Here is a 20,348-nt window from a genome sequence, read left to right on the forward strand (position 1 = left end):
CCCCGCAGTGCGCGGATCAGCGCCTGACCAGCAGGACCCCGCTTTCCATGTGATGGGTGTAGGGGAACTGGTCGAACAGCGCGCAGCGTTCGATACGGTGGCTATCGTGCAGTTGGGCGATGTTCTGCGCCAGCGTCTCGGGGTTGCAGGAGATGTACAGGATGCGCTCGAAACGTCGGGTCAGCTCGCAGGTGTCCGGGTCCATGCCGGCGCGCGGTGGGTCGACGAAAACGGTGCCGAAGTCGTAGCTTTTCAGGTCGATGCCTTCCAGGCGACGGAATGGGCGAACCTCATTCAGCGCCTCGGTCAGTTCCTCGGCCGACAGGCGCACCAGACGTACGTTGTCGATGCCGTTTTCGTCGAGGTTGTGCAGGGCGGCGTTGACCGAGGTCTTGCTGATCTCGGTGGCCAGCACCTGGCGCGCGCGGGTGGCCAGGGGTAGGGTGAAGTTGCCGTTGCCGCAGTACAGCTCCAGCAGGTCGTCGCTGCGCTCGCCCATTGCCTCGCAGGCCCAGCCGAGCATCTTCTGGTTCACCGCGCCGTTGGGCTGAGTGAAGGCGCCTTCAGGCTGGCGGTAGCTGAAGGTGCGGCCGGCGATATCGAGTTTCTCCACGGCATAGTCACGACCGATCACCACGCGCTTGCCCTTGGAGCGACCGATCACGCTGACGCCCAGTTGCGCGGCCAGTTGCTGCGCGGCGGCTTCCCAGGCCTGGTCGAGCGGGCGGTGATAGCACAGGGTGACCATGGCATCGCCAGCCAGTGTGGTCAGGAACTCGACCTGGAACAGACGATTGCTCAGGTCTTCGTTGCCCTGCCAGGCGGCCTTCAGGCGGGGCATCAGGTCATTGATGCGCTGGCTGGCGATAGGGAAGTCGTCGATCAGAATTGCCTTGTGCTTTTCGCCCGGGGCGAACATCGCGTAGTGGCGTTGACCCTCTTCGCGCCACAGGCGGAACTCTGCGCGCAGGCGATAGTGCTCGCGCGGCGACTCGAACACTGCAGGTTGCGGTGCATCGAAGGGCGCCAGCAGCTCGCGCAGGCGCTCGACCTTGGCCTGCAGTTGGGTCGTGTATTGCGAAGGGTCGAAGACGGCACTCATGCGTTGAACCAGCCCAGCTTGATGACGAACAGAATGGACAGGATCACCAGGGCCGGGTTCAGGTCGCGGTGACGACCGGAGATCAGCTTGATGGCGGTCCAGGCGATGAAGCCGAAGGCGATGCCGTTGGCGATCGAATAGGTCAACGGCATGGCCAGGGCGGTAACCACCACCGGCGCGGCCTCGGTGACGTCGTCCCAGTTGATCTCGGCCAGGCCCGAGGCCATCAGCACGGCAACGAACAGCAGTGCCGGCGCGGTGGCGTAGGCCGGCACGCTACCGGCCAGGGGCGCGAAGAACAGGGCCAGCAGGAACAGCACGGCCACCACGATGGCGGTCAGGCCGGTGCGTCCGCCGGCACTCACGCCTGCGGCCGATTCGATATAGCTGGTGGTGGTCGAGGTGCCCAGCAGCGAGCCGGCCATGGCTGCGGTGCTGTCAGCGATCAGCGCACGGCCCATTTTCGGCATGTGGCCGTCCTTGCCCATCAGGCCGGCGCGCTTGGCCACGCCGATCAGGGTGCCGGAGTTGTCGAACAGGTCGACGAACAGGAAGGCGAAGATCACGCTGATCAGCCCGACGTCCAGTGCGCCCTTGATGTCCAGTTGCAGGAAGGTCGGGGCCAGCGACGGCGGCATGGAAACGATGCCGACGAACTGGCTGGCCCCCACCAGGATCGACACCACTGTCACGGCGAGGATGCCGATCAGCACAGCGCCGCGCACTTTCAGCGACTCGAGGCCGACGATGAGGAAGAAACCGAGGGTGGCAAGGATCGGTGCAGGCTGCTTGAGGTCGCCCAGGCCCACCAGGGTGGCCGGGTTATCGACGACGATGCCAGCGTTGTGCAGGGCGATCAGCGCCAGGAACAGGCCGATGCCCGCAGCGATCGCCGAGCGCAGCGGCAGCGGGATGCTGTTCACGATCCACTCGCGGATGCGGAAGATCGACAGCAGGAAGAACAGCACTGCCGAGAGGAATACCGCGCCCAGTGCCACCTGCCAGGTGTGGCCCATGTGCAGGACCACGGTGTAGGTGAAGAAGGCGTTCAGGCCCATGCCCGGAGCGAGGGCGATCGGGTAATTGGCGATCAGGCCCATGGTGACCGAGCCGATGGCCGCGGCCAGGCAGGTGGCGACGAAGATCGCGCCCTTGTCCATGCCGGTTTCGCCGAGAATGCTCGGGTTGACGAACAGGATGTAGGCCATCGCCAGGAAGGTGGTGACGCCCGCGAGGATCTCGGTGCGCACGTTGGTGTTGTGTGCTTTTAGTTGAAACAGCCTTTCCAGCATGCCTGCTCCCATGGCGCCGCGGCGCCGTGAATGTATTCGACCCCATCAGCAAAGCACAGACCGTACCGGTTGCCGTGGTTTTGTGGGGGCGGAAAAAAGCCGCGCATCATACCAGTATGGGGGGCGGGGGCCTATGGCTGTTGGTCTTTGTGGCGTGGCGCCCGCTGTCGGCGCGGCCTGGTGCCGCGAAAGGGCTGCCAGGCAGCCCCATGAAGACTATTGCGGATTGTGCATGCGGTCGCGGTTGGCCAGGGTCGGGAACAGCTTCATCCACACGCCAGTGACCACCAGCGTGCCCACGCCACCCAGCACCACCGCCGGAACTGTGCCAAACCAGTGCGCAGTGACCCCGGATTCGAACTCGCCGAGCTGATTCGAGGCGCCGATGAACAGCCCGTTCACCGCGCTGACCCGGCCGCGCATTTCATCCGGTGTCTCCAGCTGCACGAAAGCACTACGGATGACCATGCTGATCATGTCTGCCGCGCCCAGTACCACCAGCACCGCCAGCGAGAACCAGAACGAGGTCGACAGGCCGAAGGCGATGGTCGCCACGCCGAACACACCCACGGCGGTGAACATGGTCCGGCCGACCTTGCGCTCCACCGGGAAGCGCGCCAGCCACAGCGACATCAACAAGGCGCCCACCGCTGGGGCCGAGCGCAGCAGGCCCAGGCCCCAGGCGCCGGTGAGCAGGATATCCTTCGCGAACACCGGCAGCAGCGCCGTGGCGCCGCCCAGCAGCACGGCGAACAGGTCAAGCGAGATGGCGCCGAGGATGTCCGGGCGACTGCGAATGAAGCGGATGCCGGCCAGCAGCGATTCCAGGCTGGCACGGCCGCGCTGGGGTGTCTGCTGGCGCGAGTCGAGGCTGAGCATCAGCAGGCAGGCAATGGCGTACAGCAATACCGTCGGGCCATACACCCAGATGCTGCCGAAAGCGTAGAGCAGGCCGCCGACCGCCGGGGCGACGATGGTCGCTGCCTGGGTCGCCGACGCCGACGCAGCGACGGCGCGCGGGAACAGCCCTGGCGGCACCACGTTGGGCAGCAGTGCCTGGGTTGCGGGCATCTCGAAGGAGCGAGTGGCACCGAGCAGGAACGCCAGCACGAAGATCAGTTCGCGGGTGACGCTGTCGGTGGCACTGCCCAGCGCCAGGGCCAGGGCGATGAGCCCTTGCAGGCACTGGCACAGGGCGGCGACCTTGCGCCGGTCGTAGCGGTCTGCCACATGCCCGGTGTGCAGCATGAACAGCACCCGGGGGGCAAACTCGACCAGGCCGACCAGGCCCAGGTCCAGGACGTTGCCGGTGAGCTGGTAGAGGTGCCAGCCGATGGCCACGGTGAGCATCTGGAAGCCGCTGGCGGTGAAGACCCGCGCAAGCCAGAAGGCGATGAAAGGACGGTGGTGACGCAACAGCAACGGTGCGGACTCAGACATCAGGGGCCAACGGCAGCGGAGGGAGGGGGCTGCAGATTAGCATTTACTTGTAACAAATGGTTGCGGGCTGTTGGGCAATAGCCTGGGTAGCCGCTCCCATTGTAGGAGCGGGTTTACCCGCGAAAACGACACCGCGCTGCCTGGCACGGGCTACGCCCGTGTTCGCGGGACAAGTCGCAGCGGCGAACCGTCGCTCCCACAGGGATTGGGCTGACCTCAGATAGCTCGTGCGCGCGTCACCCGGTCCACCAGATAGACCAACCCGTGATAGTCGATACCACTATGGTTCGACAGCCCGATCTCGCAGGTCCGGCTGGTGGAAATCCCTTCGCTGCAGTACTGCACGGCATCTTTCAGGCTGCGCAGGGAGTGGGCATTGAGCTCCGGCGTGGTGAAGCCCTTGTCGCCAGCGAACCCGCAGCAATGGATACCCTCGGGAATCACCACCTGCTTGCTGCAACGCCGCGCGAGGTCGATCAGCGCCTGGCTTTCGCCCAGGTGCTGGGTGCTGCAGGTGACATGCACGGCCACAGGTTCCTCCTGCGGGGTGAACTCCAGCTTGTCGAGCAGATGCGTGCGGATGAAGCGTACCGGGTCGTAAAGATCCAGTCGGGTTTCCCCCAGGTCCTGTACCAGGCGCAAGGTGCAGGGGCTGGTGTCGCAGTAGATCGGGTCGAGGCCGCCGCGGCTGGCATGCAGCAGGGCGGCGATCAGTTCCTGGCGTTTGTGCTCGGCCTGTTCGGCATAGCCCTTGGAAGCGAATGGCTGGCCGCAGCAGAGGTTGTCGGCGTTGTCGGGGAAGATCACCTGGTAGCCGGCCTTTTCCAGCAGGGCCCGGGTCTTGTCCAGCAACGAGCGCTGCTCGCGATCGCCATAGGCCGGGCCCATGACGCGCGACACGCAGGCCGCGAGGTAAACCACCCGAGGTCGTGCATCGTGGCTTGCCGGGCCGAAGTCGATCGGTTTGAGCGGTTGCGGCATGGCCGGTGTCCACTGCGGCAGGCGACCGTTGCTGACCTTGCGCAGGCCGCTGCTGAGGCGCCCCAGGCGCGGGGCACCGAGCAGCTTGCGGGCGCCGTTGGCTGCGGCGAGGGTCAGGCGTGCGCCGCTGAGGGCCGAGTGGAAGTGCTCGGCCAGCCAGTCGGCGGTCTTCAGATGGCCGGCGGCCTCGCCGCGAAGCTTTTTCACCAGCTCGCCGGTGTTGATCCCTACCGGGCAGCGCTGGGCGCACAGGCCGGTCGCGGCACAGGTGTCGAGGCCCTGGTATTGATAGGTCTGCAGCAGCTCGCGGGTGTCGAGACCGGCACGGCGCCTGGCCTGGATATCGCGCCACATGACGATGCGCTGGCGCGGGCTGAGGGTCAGCCCTTTGGACGGGCACACCGGCTCGCAGAAGCCGCATTCGATGCATTTGTCGACGATCTCGTCGGCCGCCGGCAGTGGCTTGAGGTTTTTCAGGTGGATGTCTGGATCGCTGCTGAGCACCACATCCGGGTTGAGGATGCCGTTGGGGTCGAGCAAGCGCTTGAGTGCCCACATCAATTGGTAGGCGTCCTTGCCCCATTCCAGCTCGACGAAGGGCGCCATGTTGCGTCCGGTGCCGTGCTCGGCCTTGAGCGAACCGCCGAATTCCACCGCCACCAGTTGCGCAACGTCCTCCATGAAGGCCTGGTAACGCGCAACTTCTTCGGCGCTGTTGAAGCCCTGGGTGAAAACGAAGTGCAGGTTGCCTTCCAGCGCGTGGCCGAAAATGATCGCCTCGTCGTAGTGATGCTTGTCGAATAGCTGGATCAGGCGGTTGACGCCTTCGGCCAGTTGTTCGACCGGGAAGGTTACGTCTTCGATGATCACTGTGGTGCCGGTCTGGCGTACGGCGCCGACAGCGGGGAAGGTGTCCTTGCGAATCTTCCACAGCAGGTTGTACACCGCCGGATCTTCGCTGAACTCGACCTTCTGCTCGAGCGGGAACTCGGCGATGGACCCCATCACCTGCGCCAGTTGTTCGTGCAGTAGGCTCTGGCTGGCGGCGCGGGACTCGATCAGCAGGGCGCAGGCGTTGTCTGACAGGCCCTTCACCCAGGCCGGCATGCCTGGCATCTCCTGCACCGAGCGCAGGCTGCGGCGGTCGAGCAGCTCGACCGCCGACACGGGCTGGCGCTTGAGCACGGTCACCGCTCGGCAGCAGCTTTCGACACTGGGGAACACCAGCAGGGCGCTGGCCTTGTGCGGGTGGTCGGGCACGGTGTCGTAGGTGACTGCGCTGATGAAGCCCAGGGTGCCTTCGGAGCCGACCAGCAGATGCTGAAGGATGTCCAGCGGCTGGTCGTAGTCCACCAGTGCGTTGAGCGAGAGGCCGGTGGTGTTCTTCAACCGGTACTTGTGGCGGATACGGTCGGCCAGTTCGGTGTTGGCGCGGGTCTCACGGCCAAGGCGGGCAAGTTCGTCGAGCAGCGCGGCGTGGCTTTGTTCGAAGGCGGCGACGCTGGCCGGATCCTCGCTGTCCAGGCGAGTGCCGTCGGCCAGCACCAGGCGCAGGCCGGCAAGGGTGTGGTAGGTGTTCTGCGCGGTGCCGCAGCACATGCCGCTGGCATTGTTGGCGACGATGCCGCCGATCTTGCAGGCATTGATCGACGCCGGATCTGGCCCGATCTTGCGCCCATAGGGGGCCAGCCAGGCATTGGCCTGGGCACCGATGACCCCGGGCTGCAGGCGGATCTGTTCGCCCTGGTTGCGAATCTCGCGGCCGTTCCAGTTGTCGCCCAGCACGATCAGCACCGAATCGCTGATGGCCTGGCCGGAAAGGCTGGTGCCAGCGGCACGGAAGGTTACCGGCACGCGCTCGCGCTGGGCCAGGCGGATCAGCTCGACCACCTCGTCCTCGGATTCGACGCGCACCACCAGCTTGGGGATCAGCCGGTAGAAACTGGCGTCGGTGCCGAAGGCCAGGGTCGAAGTCGGGTCGTCGAAACGGCGTTCGGCAGGGATCAGGCGCTCGGCATCACGCAGGAACGCAGCGGGCAGGCTCATGCAATCTCCTCGCGGGGCCGGCGCGTCTGGCGCGCGACGTGCCCCGGACTATCAGGCGTTTGTTTCGTAAGGGCTCAGGCGCCCAGCTCGCGTACCAGCGAATCGCGGCTGATCTCGCCGATCGACTTGGCGCCGGTCAGTACCATGGCCACGCGCATTTCTTTCTCGAACAGCTCCAGCAGGTTCTTCACCCCGGCCTGGCCATGCACGGCCAGGGCCCAGAGGAAGGCGCGGCCGATCAGTACCGTGTCGGCGCCCAGGGCGATCATGCGCACCACGTCCAGGCCGCTGCGGATGCCCGAGTCGGCGAGGATCTTCAAGTCACCCTTGACCGCGTCGGCAATGGCCGGCAGGGCGCGGGCGCTGGACAGCACGCCGTCGAGCTGGCGGCCGCCGTGGTTGGAGACGACGATGCCGTCGGCACCGAACCTCACGGCGTCGCGGGCGTCATCGGCGTCGAGGATGCCCTTGATGATCATCGGGCCGTCCCAGAATTCGCGGATCCACTCCAGGTCCTTCCAGGAAATCGACGGGTCGAAATTGTTGCCCAGCCAGCCGATGTAGTCGGCAAGGCCGGTCGGGTTGCCGCGATAGGTGGAAATGTTGCCCAGGTCGTGCGGGCGTCCCATCACGCCGACGTCCCAGGCCCATTCAGGGTGGGTCATGGCTTGCAGCACGCGACGCATCGGGCCGTTGGCGCCACTCATGCCGGAATGGGCGTCGCGGTAGCGGGCGCCGGGCACGGGCATGTCGACGGTGAACACCAGCGTCTTCACCCCGGCGGCCTTGGCGCGCTCCAGGGCGTTGCGCATGAAGCCGCGGTCCTTGAGGACATACAGCTGGAACCACATGGGCCGGTCGATGGCCGGCGCCACTTCCTCGATCGGGCAGACCGACACCGTGGACAGGGTGAAGGGAATGCCGTGCGCCGCCGCCGCGCGCGCCGCTTGCACTTCGCCACGGCGCGCGTACATGCCGGTGAGGCCGACCGGGGCCAGGGCCACGGGCATGCTCAGGGTTTCGTCGAACAGCCGGGTCTGAAGGCTCAGCTCCGACATGTTTCTCAGGACCCGCTGGCGCAGGGCGATGCTGGCCAGGTCCGAGACGTTGTGGCGCAGGGTGTGCTCGGCGTAGGCGCCGCCGTCGGCGTAGTGGAACAGGAAGGGGGGCAGCTTGCGCTGGGCCGCGGCGCGATAGTCGGTGGAGGCGGAAATGATCATGGATTCTCGCAGCGTGGGTTGAGGGAGCTGCCGGGCGCATGAGGGCGCCCGGCCCCTGTCACTTTAGTGATGAACCAGCATACCGGTCAGCCAATAGGCCTGGACCAGGGTGATCAGGCCGACGATGGTAGCGAAGAACAGGCTGTGCTTGACGGTGAAGCGGAACAGGTCCGACTCCTTGCCGACCAGGCCGGTGGCGGCGCAGGCCACGGCGATCGACTGCGGCGAGATCATCTTGCCGGTCACGCCGCCGCTGGTGTTGGCGGCGACCAGCAAGGTGTCGCTGACGCCGATCTGGTGCGCGGTGGTGGCCTGCAGCGAGCTGAACAGGGCGTTGGACGACGTATCGGAGCCGGTCAGGAACACGCCCAGCCAACCCAGGAACGGCGAGAAGAACGGGAACGCCGCGCCGGTGCCGGCCAGGACCAGCGCCATGGTCGAGGACATGCCCGAGTAGTTGGTGACGAAGGCGAAGGCCAGCACCATGCCAATCGACAGGATCGGCCAGCGCAGTTCCCAGAAGGTCTCTTTGAAAGTGGTAAGACCAGTTTTGAAGTTGATCTTCAAGACCCACATCGAGATCAGTGCCGACAGGAAGATCGCGGTGCCGGTGGCGGAGATCGGGTCGAGCTTGAACACCGCCGGCATTGCGGTCGGCGCGGTCACGATCGGCGCGGTCTTGATCACCAGTTGATCGAGGTGCGGGATGGCGAAGTTGAACACGAAGTTGTACATCGCACCGCCCGGCGCGAATGCGGCCTTGAAGGGCTTGAGGGTCCAGATGGTCACCAGCACGGTGAGAATCAGGAATGGCGACCAGGCCTTGAAGATCTCGCCGAAGCTGTACGGCGAAGGCTGGCTGCCGCCACTGCTGACCACGGCTGCACCGACACTGCCCTTGGCCTCGGCGAACGCGCGCTTGGGCTGCCAGACTTTGAGGAACAGGGTCAGGGCGATCAGGCTGGCCAGGGCCGAGGTGATGTCCGGCAGTTCAGGACCGATGAAGTTGGAGGTGAAGTACTGGGTCACGGCGAAGCTCAGGCCGGCGACCAGCGCGGCGGGCCAGGTCTCTTTCACGCCACGCAGGCCATCCATCATGAACACCAGCCAGAACGGCACGAACAGCGACAGCAGTGGCAACTGGCGGCCGGTCATGGCGCCAATGTGGAAGGCGTCGATGCCGGTCACCTGCCCGGCGACGATGATCGGGATACCCAAGGCGCCGAAGGCGACCGGCGCGGTGTTGGCGATCAGGCACAGACCGGCGGCATACAGCGGGTTGAAGCCCAGGCCCACCAGCAGTGCGGCGGTGATGGCCACAGGGGCGCCAAAGCCCGCTGCACCCTCAAGGAAGGCACCGAAGCAGAAGCCGATCAGCAGCACCTGCAGGCGCTGGTCGTCGGTGATCGACAGCACCGAGCTGCGGATGACTTCGAACTGGCCGCTCTTGACCGTGAGTTTGTACAGGAACACCGCGGCAACGATGATCCAGGCAATCGGCCAGAGGCCGTAGAGGAAGCCATAGCCTGCCGCGGCAAGGGCCATGTCGACAGGCATCTGGAAGGCGAAGATCGCCACCAGGATCGACAGGCCGAGGGTAATGCTGCCTGCCACGTGGCCCTTGAGGCGGAACACGGCGAGGGCGAGGAAGAAGAACACGATGGGGATGACCGCCGCCAGTGCGGACAGGCCGAGACTACCAAGCGGTGTGTAGAGTTGTTGCCAGGTTTGCATATGGGGTGACCCCTAATTGTTGTTGGTCAGCACTGGCATTGGATAATTGGTAAGACCAATTTACAATGACTGGTCGCTAGGTTAAAAGCCGGATACGGGGTGTGTCAATTTGTCCCAAGCAAAACTTTGGTCGAGTGCCGATGAGCGGATGGCGAGATCGCGTCGGATCAATCGAGGAATATCTGTCGGGCTGCCGCGGATAGGCGCAGAATAGGCGCCCCGAAATCGGTGCCGGGGTTTGTGGAGAGCATGTGATGGTTTTTGATCAGGTCCGCCAACGGCGCCTGTCCGACGATATCGTCGATCGACTGGAAGGGATGATTCTCGAGGGGACGTTGACCTCAGGGCAGCGCCTGCCCGCCGAACGCGCCCTGGCCGAGCAGTTTGGCGTTTCCCGCCCGTCGTTGCGCGAGGCGATCCAGAAACTGGTGGCCAAGGGGCTGCTGGTCAGCCGCCAGGGGGGCGGCAACTATGTGGCCGAGTCGCTGGGATCGACGTTCAGTGATCCCTTGTTGCAGTTGCTCGAGCACAACCCTGAGGCTCAGCGCGACCTGCTGGAGTTTCGTCACACCCTTGAGGCCTCATGCGCCTTCTACGCAGCCCAGCGTGCTACCGAGCCGGATCGGGCGCGGTTGAAGGCCGCCTTCGATGCGCTGCAGGACTGCTATGCCCGCGTCGATGAGGTCAGTCGTGCAGAAGAAGGCGCTGCGGATGCGCGTTTTCATCTGGCGATTGCCGAAGCCAGCCACAATGCCGTGCTGCTGCATACCATTCGTGGCCTGTTCGACCTGCTCAAGCGCAATGTGGTGACCAACATCGGGGGCATGTACCAGCAGCGCACGGAGACGCGCGACATGCTGATCAGTCAGCATCGCGAACTGTACGAGGCGATCGTCGAGGGGCGTGCGGAAGATGCGCGGGAGGTGTCGAGCCGGCACATCCTGTATGTGCAGGAAGTGCTGGAAGAGGCGCAGCAGGAAGCTCAGCGCGTGGCGCGTGCGGAGCGACGCAGCGGGCGCTAGACAGGTGTTGCAGCATTCGCGGGCAAGCCGAAGCGCCGAACCGCCTCTGCGACTTGCCCGCTGAAGAAGATCTACTCTTCCTTGCCCTTGTTGCGCACCGCACGCTGCAGCTCGCGGTTGGAGTCGCGCTCGCGCATCGTGTCGCGCTTGTCGAACTCCTTCTTGCCCTTGCCGAGCGCGATTTCGCACTTGATCAGGTGCTTGCTCCAGTACAGCGCCAAGGCCACGCAGGTGTAGCCTTTCTGCGCCACGGCAGCTTCCACGCGCTCGAGCTCGCGCTTGTTCAGCAGCAGCTTGCGGGTACGCATGGGGTCGGCGATGACGTGGGTGCTGGCGGTGTTCAGCGGGGTGATGTGGCTGCCGAACAGCCAGGCTTCGCCATCCTTGAGCAGCACGTAGCTGTCGGTCAGGTGCGCCTTGCCGGCCCGCAGGCTTTTTACTTCCCAACCGGACAGGACCAGCCCGGCCTCGAACTTGTGTTCGATGAAGTAATCGTGTCGCGCTTTCTTGTTCTGCGCGATGGTCCCGGTCGGATGTTTCTTTTGCTTAGCCATAGGGGCGGCATTATAGGCAGTCGCCACGTCCTCTGGCTATGGGGTTCGGTGCGCTTGAGCCTGCAGGATGAATCCCGGACAATGCAGGCCTCGTTCCGTTGCACGGAACCGTTCCGAAGCGCTGCGATGCGCTGCCGCCCAGCTTGGAAGTGATGCCTGGATGACTACCCATATTCAACGCTCCGCCCTGCTGCCATACCCTGCCCAGGCGCTCTACGACCTGGTCAACGACGTGGCCAGCTACCCTGAGTTTCTTCCCTGGTGCTCGGACTCGACGGTGCTCGAGGCGAGTCACACCCACATGCGGGCGAAGCTGGAGGTGGCCAAGGGCGGCATGAGCCAGCAGTTCGTCACGCGCAATGTGCTGGTGCCGGGGCAATCCATCGAGATGAACCTGGAAGAAGGACCCTTCACCCAGTTGCATGGCGTATGGGTGTTCAAGGCGCTGGGCGAAAAAGCCTGCAAGATCAGCCTCGACCTGTCGTTCGATTATGCCGGGCCGCTGGTGCGCGCCACCCTCGGGCCATTGTTCAACCAGGCAGCCAACACCCTCGTCGATGCCTTCTGCCAGCGAGCCAAGCAGCTGCATGGCTGAGACGCTGGGTATCGAGGTGGCTTACGCGACTGCGGCACGCCAGTGGCTGCTGGCGTGCCGGGTGCCGCAGGGTGTGACGCTGCGTGAGGCTTTGCATTTGTCTGGTATCGCTGCGCAAGTGCCAGGGCTGGATATTGAAAGCTGCCCGGTGGGCGTGTTTGGCAAGGTCGTTGCCGAACCGCATCAGCGTCAGGTCGAGGAGGGTGAACGCCTGGAAATCTACCGGCCGCTGCTGGTGGACCCGAAGGCGATGCGCAGGCAGCGAGCCGAAAAGGCCAAGGCTGCACGCGGGTAAGGTTGTTGCTGTATATGCTGCGCAATAAAAAGCCCGGACCATGTCCGGGCTTTTTCATGGGCCATGCCGTTATTGCGGCGAGGTCTCCAGTGGCGCCGGCGTAGGCACCGGGGTCGTCTCGATGGTGTCGATTTCGCGCTGGATCGACTCTTCCGTCGAGCCAGCCTTGGCTGGTTTTTCCGGCTGTTGAGACGGCTGGTTGGCCGGGCTGACGGTCGTGGTGCTGCTGCCGCCCAGGATTTCCTGGTCGCGGCTTACGCCCGGCATGAAGTCGCCGGAAAGGCTGACCAGTTGGTCGCTCTCGTTGAAGAAGATACTCATGCGCTCCTGCTGGCGCTTACCGCCGCCAGGCTGGATGCTGTAGAGATAATCCCAGCGATTGGTGTTGAAGGTGTCCTGCAGGAGTGGGTTGCCCATGATAAACCTTACTTGCCGTCGGGTCATTCCGGGGCGCAATTGGTCTATCATGTCCTGCGTGACGACATTGCCCTGCTGGATGTCGATTTTGTAAACCCCGGGAAACGAGCAACCGGCGAGTGCGAGCAGTCCCACGAGGGTGAGGCTGGTTAGCAAGAGCTTGGTGTTTTGCATCGGTGGGCGACTTCCACTATCTTGGCTGGACAACGTAAACCCCGATCATACCCGTATTAAGAGAAGCTGCGAAGCAGCATCGGCGAGAAAGCTGACCATGGTTGAAAATAGCGAATTGCGCAAAGCCGGTCTCAAGGTGACCCTGCCTCGAGTCAAGATCCTTCAGATGCTCGATTCGACCGAGCAGCGTCACATGAGCGCCGAGGATGTTTACAAGGCGCTGATGGAAGCGGGTGAGGATGTCGGTCTGGCGACCGTCTACCGCGTACTGACCCAGTTCGAAGCTGCGGGTCTGGTGGTTCGCCACAACTTCGATGGCGGCCACGCGGTGTTCGAGCTGGCCGATGGCGGACACCACGACCATATGGTCAACGTGGACACCAGCGAAGTGATCGAATTCATGGATGCGGAGATCGAGCGCCGCCAGAAAGAGATCGTCGCCGAACATGGCTACGAGCTCGTGGACCACAATCTGGTCCTGTATGTGCGTAAGAAAAAGTAACGATTTCGATCGTTATTAACAGCAAAGGCGACCTTCGGGTCGCCTTTGTGCTTTCTGGCGCGGGTCGAGGAGTGAGCTGCCTCAGGCCTTGCCGCTGACTACCATCTTGCGCGCATGCGCCAGGGACTCTTTGGTCAGGTCTATCCCACCCAGCATGCGTGCCACTTCTTCGACCCGCTCGCGCTTGCCGAGGCTGGCCACGGCGGTATGGGTGGTATCGCTGTTGCGTACCTTGTGCACGAACAGGTGATGGTGCCCTTGGGCTGCAACCTGCGGCAGGTGGGTGACGGTCAGGACCTGGCCGCGCTCGCCCAGGCGGCGCAACAGTTGGCCGACGATCTCGGCGGTCGGGCCGCCGATGCCCACGTCCACTTCGTCAAAGACCAGTGTGGGAATGCGCGAGGTTTGTGCGGTGATCACCTGAATGGCCAGGCTGATGCGTGACAGCTCACCTCCCGAAGCCACTTTGGCCAGCCCCTTGAGCGGTTGGCCGGGGTTGGCGCTGACCAGCAGCTCGACCTGCTCCAGCCCGTGGGGCGAAAGCTCACCGCTCTCGTTGGGCGACAGCTCGATACAGAAGCGCCCGCCGGGCATGCCCAGGCGCTGGATCTCCTGCTCGACCGCCACCGCCAGTTGCGCTGCGGCCTGCCGGCGCAGATTGCTGAGCTCGACGGCCTTCTCTTTATAGTGCTGTGCATAGGCGGCCAGCTCGCCGCCCAGGCGCTCGATGGATTCATCGCTGGCGTTGAGCCCTTCGAGCTCTTCCATCAGGCGCTGTTGCAGGTGTGGCAACTCGCTCGGGTGCACGCGGTGCTTGCGAGCGAGGGTATAGAGGGTGTCGAGCCGCTCTTCCAGCGCTTGCAGGCGCAGAGGGTCGGCGTCGAAGTGATCGAGGAAGCGGTTGAGCTCGCCAACCGCTTCCTCGATCTGGATCTGCGCACTGGCGATCAGGTTGACGGCTTCGCCCAATGCCTTGGGGGCGTTGTTCACGGCGGTCAGGCGATTGAGGCTGACCGTCAGGGCGCTGAGCACGTTGCCGGAGTCGCTTTCGCTGCATTGATCGATGACCTGGCGGCAGATGCCGAACAGGGCTTCGGCATTGGTCAGGTTCTTGTGCTCGTGCTCAAGCTGTTCCAGCTCGTTTTCGCCAAGGCCCAGGTTGTCGAGCTCTTCGAGCTGGTAGCTCAGTAGCTGATGACGGGCGCGTTGCTCGTCGCCGGAGTTGGAAAGGCGCTCCAGCTCCAGGCGGGTCTGGCGCCAGCGCTGGGCTGCCAGTTGCACCTGGCGGGCGAGGTCGACGGCGCCGGCGTACTCGTCGACCAGACGACGATGCGTGTCGGTCTTGAGGAGCGACTGGTGCTCGTGCTGGCTGTGGATGTCGATCAGTAGCTCGCCGAGTGCCTTGAGGTCGGCAAGCGGGCAGGGAGTGCCGTTGATGTAGCCGCGGCTGCGGCCTTCGGCGGTGATCACCCGCCGCAGGATGCACGGGCCGTCGGTGTCGAGGTCGCGTTCTGCCAGCCAGGTGCGGGCTTCGGGGATATCGACCAGGTCGAAGGTGGCAAGCAGGTCGGCCTTGTCGGCGCCGGGTCGTACCACGCCACTGTCGGCGCGGTCGCCCAGCGCCAGGCCAAGCGCGTCGAGCATGATCGACTTGCCAGCGCCCGTTTCGCCGGTGATCACCGACATTCCGCGGGCGAGTTCGAGGTCGAGGTGCTCGACGATGGCGTAGTTGTGAATGGACAGGTGCACCAGCATGAGGGCCACTCCCGAAGGTCATGTCTGGTTATTTATACAGTACTTTTTTCCTGCCTGCCAATGCTCGCCTGATGAATGTGGAAATGCCGCTCGCCCCTTGAACCTGTTTTTTTCGACCCCATATAACCGGCAGACAAGGCAGGCGTGACCTGTACACCAGAAATTGCGGAGGAGAGACCCGATGGCTGACGAACAGCTGGATGAACAAAACCTTAACGCCGAAGAAGCCGGCTCCGAAGACCTCGGTGCCCGCGTCCAGGTGCTCGAGGAGCAGCTGGCCGCCGCCAAGGATCAGTCGCTGCGCGTGGCTGCAGACCTGCAGAACATTCGCCGTCGTGCCGAGCAGGACGTCGAGAAGGCTCACAAGTTCGCCCTGGAGAAATTCGCCGGCGACCTGCTGCCGGTGATCGACAGCCTGGAACTGGCCCTGGCCCACTCCAGTGCCGATGACGAGAACGTCAAGCAGATCCGCGAAGGTGTCGAGCTGACCCTGAAGATGTTCCAGGACACCCTCAAGCGCTACAACCTCGAAGCCGTCGATCCCCATGGCCAGCCGTTCAATCCTGAGCATCACCAGGCCATGGCCATGCAGGAAAACGCCGAGGTAGAGCCGAACAGCGTGCTCAACGTGTTCCAGAAGGGTTATCTGCTCAACGGTCGCCTGCTGCGCCCCGCCATGGTGGTGGTCAGCAAGGCGCCGGCAGCGCCACAGCCTTCCATCGATGAAAAGGCTTGAAATCCGCCGGGGCATCCCCATCTAGGTGTCAAGCCTTCAAGTATTACCGCAGTTGGCCAAAGTAGTCGCTGCTACCAAATTCAAGTTTCGGGAGAGTTAACATGGGCAAAATCATCGGTATCGACCTGGGGACGACCAACTCGTGCGTCTCCATTCTGGAAAACGGTAACGTCAAGGTCATCGAGAACGCCGAAGGTGCGCGTACCACCCCTTCGATCGTGGCCTACGCCAACGACGGCGAAATCCTGGTCGGTCAGTCGGCCAAGCGCCAGGCCGTCACCAACCCGCACAACACCCTGTTCGCAGTGAAGCGCCTGATTGGCCGCCGCTTCGAAGAAGACGTCGTGCAGAAAGACATCAAGCTGGTCCCGTACAAGATCGTCAAGGCCGGCAACGGTGACGCCTGGGTCGAGGCCGCTGGCAAGGAAATGGCTCCGCCGCAGATCAGCGCCGAAGTCCTGAAGAAAATGAAGAAGACCGCCGAAGACTACCTCGGCGAGCCTGTCACCGAAGCGGTCATCACCGTTCCGGCCTACTTCAACGACAGCCAGCGCCAGGCTACCAAGGATGCCGGTCGCATCGCCGGTCTGGACGTCAAGCGCATCATCAACGAACCGACCGCCGCTGCACTGGCCTATGGCATGGACAAGGCCAAGGGCGACCACACCGTCATCGTCTATGACCTGGGTGGTGGTACTTTCGACGTGTCGGTCATCGAAATCGCCGAAGTCGACGGTGAGCATCAGTTCGAAGTACTGGCCACCAACGGTGACACCTTCCTGGGTGGTGAAGACTTCGACATGCGCCTGATCGACTACCTCGTCGACGAGTTCAAGAAAGAGTCCGGCATGGACCTGAAGAACGATCCGCTGGCACTGCAGCGTCTGAAAGAAGCTGCTGAAAAGGCCAAGATCGAGCTGTCTTCCGCCCAGTCGACCGACGTCAACCTGCCGTACATCACTGCTGACGCAACCGGTCCGAAGCACCTGAACGTGAAGATTTCCCGCGCCAAGCTGGAGTCGCTGGTCGAAGACCTGGTCAGCCGTACCATCGAGCCTTGCCGCATCGCCCTGAAAGATGCCGGTATCGACGCGAGCAAGATCGACGACGTGATCCTCGTCGGTGGCCAGACTCGTATGCCGCTGGTGCAGAAAGCCGTTGCCGACTTCTTTGGCAAGGAAGCGCGCAAGGACGTTAACCCGGACGAAGCCGTTGCCATGGGGGCCGCCATCCAGGGTGCAGTACTGGCCGGTGACGTGAAGGACGTCCTGCTGCTCGACGTCAGCCCGCTGACCCTGGGTATCGAAACCATGGGTGGCGTGATGACCGCGCTGATCGAGAAGAACACCACCATCCCGACCAAGAAGTCGCAGGTGTTCTCGACTGCCGACGACAACCAGGGTGCAGTGACCATCCACGTCCTGCAGGGCGAGCGCAAGCAAGCTGCGCAGAACAAGTCGCTGGGCAAGTTCGACCTGGCTGACATTCCGCCAGCCCCGCGCGGCGTTCCACAGATCGAAGTGACCTTCGACATCGACGCCAACGGCATCCTGCATGTCGGCGCGAAAGACAAGGCCACCGGCAAGGCGCAGTCGATCGTGATCAAGGCCAACTCCGGCCTGTCCGACGAAGAAGTCGAGCGCATGGTGCGTGATGCCGAGGCCAACGCCGAGGAAGACCGCAAGTTCGAAGAGCTGGCCGCTGCCCGCAACCAGGGTGATGCGCTGGTTCACTCGACCCGCAAGATGGTCGTCGACGCCGGTGACAAGGCGACTGCCGAGGAAAAGGCTGCGATCGAAGCTGCCGTGGTTGCCCTGGAAGCTGCCGTCAAGGGCGACGACAAGGCTGCCATCGACGCCAAGGTCGAGGAACTGTCCAAGGTCTCCGCGCCAGTTGCCCAGAAGATGTACGCCGAGCAACAGGCACAGCAGCCTCAGGACGGCGCTCAGCAGGCCGAGCCGGAAGCCAAGCACGATGACGTGGTTGACGCCGAGTTCGAGGAAGTGAAAGACAACAACAAGCAGTAATGCCTGCATGTTGTCGGCCGGTTCATCGCCATTGGTCGGTGAACTGGTAGGATGTCGCCGCGCGGGGGCTTGCTCCCGCGTTGGCGTGTCTGGAACACGGGAAATATTTCCAGCATCTGTCAGGGCGCATCAGGCGTGTTGCGGCAGGTGCTGACGGCACGGTGCACAGATGCCGAAAGCCCTCAAGAGTGCAAATGACCTATGGCAAAGCGTGATTTTTATGAGGTCCTGGGTGTCGAGCGCGGCGCCAGCGAAGGTGACCTCAAGAAGGCCTATCGCCGCCTGGCGATGAAATTCCACCCGGACCGCAACCCGGGCGACAAAGAGTCGGAAGAGAGATTCAAGGAGGCCAATGAGGCCTACGAAGTGCTCTCCGATGCCAGCAAGCGCGCGGCCTACGATCAGTACGGCCATGCCGGCGTCGACCCGAGTATGGGTGGCGGTGGCGCCGGTTTCGGCGGCGCGAACTTCTCCGATATCTTCGGCGACGTCTTCAGCGACTTCTTTGGTGGTGGTCGCGGCGGCGGCCGTGGTGGTGCCCAGCGGGGCAGTGACCTGCGCTACACGCTCGAGCTGAACCTGGAAGAAGCAGTGCGTGGCACCACGGTCAACATTCGTGTGCCGACGCTGGTCAACTGTCAGCCCTGTGACGGTACGGGCGCCAAGAAGGGCTCTACACCGTCGACGTGCCCGACCTGCGGTGGCATCGGTCAGGTGCGCATGCAGCAAGGCTTCTTCTCCGTGCAGCAGACCTGCCCGCGCTGTCATGGCCAGGGCAAGATCATCACCGACCCTTGCAACGCCTGCCATGGCGAAGGACGGGTCGAGGAATACAAGACCCTGTCGGTCAAGGTGCCGGCAGGCGTCGATACCGGTGATCGCATCCGCCTGTCTGGCGAGGGCGAGGCGGGGGCCCATGGTGGTCCGACTGGTGACCTGTACGTGGTGATCAGTGTGCGCGAGCACGCGATCTTCCAGCGTGACGGCAAGCACCTGTTCTGCGAAGTGCCGATCAGCTACACCGATGCGGCGCTGGGTGGCGAGCTGGAAGTGCCGACGCTGGACGGCCGGGTCAAGTTGAAGATCCCCGAAGGCACCCAGACCGGCAAGCAGTTCCGCCTGCGCGGCAAGGGCGTGGCGCCGGTGCGCGGTGGTGCGGCGGGCGATTTGCTGTGCCGTGTTGCGGTGGAAACGCCGGTCAACCTGAGCCGTCGCCAGCGCGAACTGCTCGAAGAGCTGCGTGACTCGCTCGAAGGCGACAGCTCCCATTCGCCCAAGGCCAGCGGCTGGTTCGAGGGTGTGAAGCGCTTCTTCGGCGATCTCTGACAAGGAACAGGCTATGCGACGTATTGCGGTAATGGGCGCGGCAGGGCGGATGGGCAAGACCCTCGTCGAAGCCGTGCAGCAGCAGGCTCCCCAGGCTGGCCTGACGGCGGCGATCGATCGTCCGGACAGCACCCTGGTGGGGGCCGACGCCGGCGAGCTCGCGGCGCTGGGTCGTATCGGCGTGCCGATCTCCGATGACCTGACCAAGGTCGCTGACGAGTTCGATGTGCTGATCGACTTCACTCACCCGTCGGTGACCCTGAAGAACCTGGCGTTCTGCCGTAAGGCGGGCAAGGCCATGGTGATCGGCACCACTGGCTTCTCGCCAGAAGAGAAGCTGCTGCTGGTCGAGGCGGGCAAGGAGATTCCGATCGTCTTCGCTGCCAACTTCAGCATTGGCGTCAACCTGTGCCTCAAATTGCTCGATACTGCCGCGCGGGTGTTGGGTGACGAGGTGGACATCGAGATCATCGAGGCTCACCACCGCCACAAGGTCGACGCTCCGTCGGGTACCGCGCTGCGCATGGGTGAGGTGGTTGCGCAGGCGTTGGGTCGCGACCTGCAGGAAGTGGCCGTCTATGGTCGCGAAGGCCAGACCGGCGCGCGTGATCGCCAGACCATTGGCTTTGCCACTGTGCGTGCCGGTGACGTGGTCGGTGATCACACTGTGCTGTTCGCGGCAGAGGGCGAGCGCGTCGAGATCACCCACAAGGCCTCGAGCCGCATGACTTTCGCCAAGGGTGCCGTACGTGCGGCGCTGTGGCTGGATGGCCGCGAGCCTGGGCTGTACGACATGCAGGATGTGCTCGAGCTGCATTGAGGCGTCAGTGCGGCAGTGGCTTGTTCGCGGGACAAGTCGCAGCGGCGAACCGCCGCTCCCGCAGGAAATACACGAACCTGAAGGCTTGCAAAAATCCAGTGGGAGCGGGCTTGCCCGCGAAGAAGCCACCGCCGACGCCAGTCTGTCGCAATCATGTGTTTTAGAGGCACATATACGGTAGACCGAAACCTCACTTTTCTGTAGACTACAGCTTTAGTGTATCCACTAAAAGCGCGCAGAGAATTGAATTCAGCACATAAAAGCGGGGTGACGTATCCATACGGCACTCCGCTTTTTTGCAACCTGCGAT

Annotated in this window: 17 protein-coding genes; 8 read left to right on the top strand and 9 right to left on the bottom strand. The window is 63.6% G+C overall.

Annotated elements, in window-relative coordinates; all coding sequences use genetic code 11:
- Positions 1–16: 16 nt before the first annotated feature.
- From trmA to ACK3BK_RS03610, 6 genes are all read right to left on the bottom strand, one after another.
- Positions 17–1,102: a tRNA (uridine(54)-C5)-methyltransferase TrmA gene (gene trmA, locus ACK3BK_RS03585; protein ID WP_186669377.1), complete on the bottom strand. Its 1,086-nt coding sequence runs from the start codon at positions 1,100–1,102 to the stop codon at positions 17–19.
- On the bottom strand, positions 1,099–2,394 hold the full coding sequence (locus ACK3BK_RS03590) for an NCS2 family permease (protein ID WP_411383747.1): 1,296 nt from the start codon (positions 2,392–2,394) through the stop codon (positions 1,099–1,101). Before ACK3BK_RS03590 ends, trmA begins: the two co-directional genes overlap by 4 nt.
- Before the next feature lie 216 nt (positions 2,395–2,610).
- Positions 2,611–3,834, bottom strand: a complete 1,224-nt coding sequence (locus tag ACK3BK_RS03595; RefSeq protein ID WP_323452668.1) for an MFS transporter — start codon at positions 3,832–3,834, stop codon at positions 2,611–2,613.
- A gap of 216 nt (positions 3,835–4,050) precedes the next feature.
- Positions 4,051–6,861, bottom strand: a complete 2,811-nt coding sequence (locus ACK3BK_RS03600; RefSeq protein ID WP_411383748.1) for an FAD-binding and (Fe-S)-binding domain-containing protein — start codon at positions 6,859–6,861, stop codon at positions 4,051–4,053.
- Between the two features lie 74 nt (positions 6,862–6,935).
- Complete coding sequence (gene lldD / locus ACK3BK_RS03605) at positions 6,936–8,081, bottom strand: FMN-dependent L-lactate dehydrogenase LldD (protein WP_112897265.1); 1,146 nt, start codon at positions 8,079–8,081, stop codon at positions 6,936–6,938.
- A 63-nt stretch (positions 8,082–8,144) separates the two neighbouring features.
- Positions 8,145–9,815: a lactate permease LctP family transporter gene (locus ACK3BK_RS03610; RefSeq protein WP_186711857.1), complete on the bottom strand. Its 1,671-nt coding sequence runs from the start codon at positions 9,813–9,815 to the stop codon at positions 8,145–8,147.
- 254 nt (positions 9,816–10,069) lie between these two features.
- Here ACK3BK_RS03610 and ACK3BK_RS03615 point away from each other — a divergent pair, with 254 nt between their 5' ends.
- Positions 10,070–10,837: an FCD domain-containing protein gene (locus ACK3BK_RS03615; RefSeq protein WP_065864952.1), complete on the top strand. Its 768-nt coding sequence runs from the start codon at positions 10,070–10,072 to the stop codon at positions 10,835–10,837.
- A gap of 71 nt (positions 10,838–10,908) precedes the next feature.
- On the opposite strand, the gene smpB is transcribed toward ACK3BK_RS03615, so the two are convergent.
- Entirely contained in the window at positions 10,909–11,391 is a 483-nt protein-coding gene (gene smpB / locus ACK3BK_RS03620; protein ID WP_027917703.1) for an SsrA-binding protein SmpB, read from the bottom strand.
- Positions 11,392–11,551: 160 nt separating this feature from the next.
- Here smpB and ACK3BK_RS03625 point away from each other — a divergent pair, with 160 nt between their 5' ends.
- On the top strand, positions 11,552–11,986 hold the full coding sequence (locus tag ACK3BK_RS03625; protein WP_411383749.1) for a type II toxin-antitoxin system RatA family toxin: 435 nt from the start codon (positions 11,552–11,554) through the stop codon (positions 11,984–11,986).
- Positions 11,979–12,281, top strand: a complete 303-nt coding sequence (locus ACK3BK_RS03630) for an RnfH family protein (protein ID WP_186669388.1) — start codon at positions 11,979–11,981, stop codon at positions 12,279–12,281. Before ACK3BK_RS03625 ends, ACK3BK_RS03630 begins: the two co-directional genes overlap by 8 nt.
- A gap of 69 nt (positions 12,282–12,350) precedes the next feature.
- Here ACK3BK_RS03630 and ACK3BK_RS03635 read toward each other — a convergent pair whose 3' ends face one another.
- Positions 12,351–12,872: an outer membrane protein assembly factor BamE gene (locus ACK3BK_RS03635; RefSeq protein ID WP_054892627.1), complete on the bottom strand. Its 522-nt coding sequence runs from the start codon at positions 12,870–12,872 to the stop codon at positions 12,351–12,353.
- Between the two features lie 97 nt (positions 12,873–12,969).
- On the opposite strand from ACK3BK_RS03635, the gene fur reads away from it, so the two are divergent.
- Positions 12,970–13,374, top strand: a complete 405-nt coding sequence (gene fur / locus ACK3BK_RS03640; RefSeq protein ID WP_046788147.1) for a ferric iron uptake transcriptional regulator — start codon at positions 12,970–12,972, stop codon at positions 13,372–13,374.
- Positions 13,375–13,455: 81 nt separating this feature from the next.
- Here fur and recN read toward each other — a convergent pair whose 3' ends face one another.
- Entirely contained in the window at positions 13,456–15,129 is a 1,674-nt protein-coding gene (gene recN / locus ACK3BK_RS03645) for a DNA repair protein RecN (protein WP_186720377.1), read from the bottom strand.
- Positions 15,130–15,310: 181 nt separating this feature from the next.
- Here recN and grpE point away from each other — a divergent pair, with 181 nt between their 5' ends.
- The 4 genes from grpE (at position 15,311) to dapB (ending at position 20,038) form a co-directional block, all read left to right on the top strand.
- Positions 15,311–15,865: a nucleotide exchange factor GrpE gene (gene grpE, locus ACK3BK_RS03650; protein WP_112897268.1), complete on the top strand. Its 555-nt coding sequence runs from the start codon at positions 15,311–15,313 to the stop codon at positions 15,863–15,865.
- A 101-nt stretch (positions 15,866–15,966) separates the two neighbouring features.
- Entirely contained in the window at positions 15,967–17,892 is a 1,926-nt protein-coding gene (dnaK, locus tag ACK3BK_RS03655) for a molecular chaperone DnaK (RefSeq protein ID WP_186669392.1), read from the top strand.
- Positions 17,893–18,093: 201 nt separating this feature from the next.
- Positions 18,094–19,218: a molecular chaperone DnaJ gene (gene dnaJ / locus ACK3BK_RS03660; RefSeq protein ID WP_186669394.1), complete on the top strand. Its 1,125-nt coding sequence runs from the start codon at positions 18,094–18,096 to the stop codon at positions 19,216–19,218.
- A 13-nt stretch (positions 19,219–19,231) separates the two neighbouring features.
- Entirely contained in the window at positions 19,232–20,038 is an 807-nt protein-coding gene (gene dapB, locus ACK3BK_RS03665) for a 4-hydroxy-tetrahydrodipicolinate reductase (RefSeq protein WP_186711517.1), read from the top strand.
- Positions 20,039–20,348: the final 310 nt, after the last annotated feature.

The organism is Pseudomonas sp. L7 (genome assembly GCF_046605565.1).
In the GTDB taxonomy this organism is placed as follows: domain Bacteria; phylum Pseudomonadota; class Gammaproteobacteria; order Pseudomonadales; family Pseudomonadaceae; genus Aquipseudomonas; species Aquipseudomonas wayambapalatensis.